Annotated in this window: 1 protein-coding gene and 1 pseudogene; one reads left to right on the top strand and one right to left on the bottom strand. The window is 70.6% G+C overall.

Translation table 11 applies throughout. The features are described 5' to 3' along the window. Positions 1–378: MazG nucleotide pyrophosphohydrolase domain-containing protein (locus tag FV223_RS27735; RefSeq protein WP_281407480.1), on the bottom strand; the 378-nt coding region annotated here is incomplete at its 3' end. 802 nt (positions 379–1,180) lie between these two features. Here FV223_RS27735 and FV223_RS27740 point away from each other — a divergent pair. Then, positions 1,181–1,360: pseudogene (locus FV223_RS27740) on the top strand (hypothetical protein); the annotation flags it as partial.

The following is a 1,360-nucleotide window of genomic DNA, read 5'->3' on the forward strand; positions in this document are numbered from 1 at the left end:
CTGCCACTGCGCCTCGACCGCGCGCGCGTCGCGGCGCGGGCTGCCGGCCGGGAGCAGGGTCCCGTCGGGCTCGAACACGTGCGGGTGCCGCCGCACCAGCTTCGCCACGATCGTGCGCGCGACGTCGTCGAGATCGAAGGCGCCGGCCTCCTCGGCCATCCGGGCGTGGAACACCACCTGCAGCAGCAGGTCGCCAAGCTCCTCGCGCAGGTCGCCGAGATCGCCGCGCGCGATCGCGTCGACGACCTCGTAGGCCTCCTCGAGGGCGTAGGGCGCGATGCTCGCCGAAGTCTGGGCTACGTCCCAGGCGCATCCGCGGTTCGGATCGCGCAGCGCGGCCATCACCCGCCTCAAGGCATCGAGCGGCGCTTCGGCCATGCGTCACGGCTCCTCACGGGGTCGGCCTGCCCGACGCCCACCGGCCGCAGGGGTAGACCGGCACGGCCGCGAAATCACCTGCGCGAGCCTCGCGGCGCACGCCGCCGCTCCCGGTCCGGCTCCGCGCTTCCGGCGCGCCTTTGGGGACAAAAGCGGCATATTCCATGTGTTCCAAGTGGACATTCTGAGGGTTTCGGGGTGTTCGCCAAAGCGAACGACACCGCAGGAGGCCTAGGAAATCTATCAGAAAGGATTCTCAGAGAGTCTGTTCTGAAGGTTATATAGGGCGCCGAAAACACTTTCCTCGACAATGGCTTGGTGGGGGTTCCCGCATCCGACTCTGCGTGGGTCCGCATCCGACTCTGCGTGGGATCGCATCGGAGTCTGCGTGGGAATCCCGGGAGGCCGCATCGGAGTCTGCGTGGATCCGCATGCGATTCGGCGTGATTTCACGCCAAGGGCGGTGGGGAATGGGGACAAGTCGGCGGCCCCTGCGCGTATCGAACTCTGCGTGGCCGGCCGGCGGTCGCGACCCCGCATCGAACTCTGCGCGGCGCGCATCGACCCACCCCCACGCATCGGACGCCGCCCGCGAAACCCTGGGGGACGCCGCCCGCGAACCTTGGGGGGAGGGGAAGCGTGGATAGCCGGGATAACCCGCCCGCCCCCGGGGACTCCGGGCCGGCAAATCGTGTCATGACCATCGTGCCCCGGCCCGATGCGGCCGCGGGATCGGGCGCTTGCAGGTGCGGCCCGGGCAGGGATGGTCCGCGCAGCGCGGTCGCGGAGTTTCGGAACGGGCATGGGGATCGAGGACAGACTGGCCGGCATTCGCGACGCCGACCTCCGCGCGGAGGTCGAGGCGGCGCGTGGCGGCTTCCTGTTCGCCCAGATCGTCGAGCACATCCTGCACCGGCAGCAGGTCCGCGACGCGGAGGCCTCGGCCAAGGGCGCGGTCGCCGGCCGGCGGGCCGGGATGGGG

The sequence above is a fragment of the Methylobacterium sp. WL116 genome (assembly GCF_008039455.1).
Lineage (GTDB): Bacteria > Pseudomonadota > Alphaproteobacteria > Rhizobiales > Beijerinckiaceae > Methylobacterium.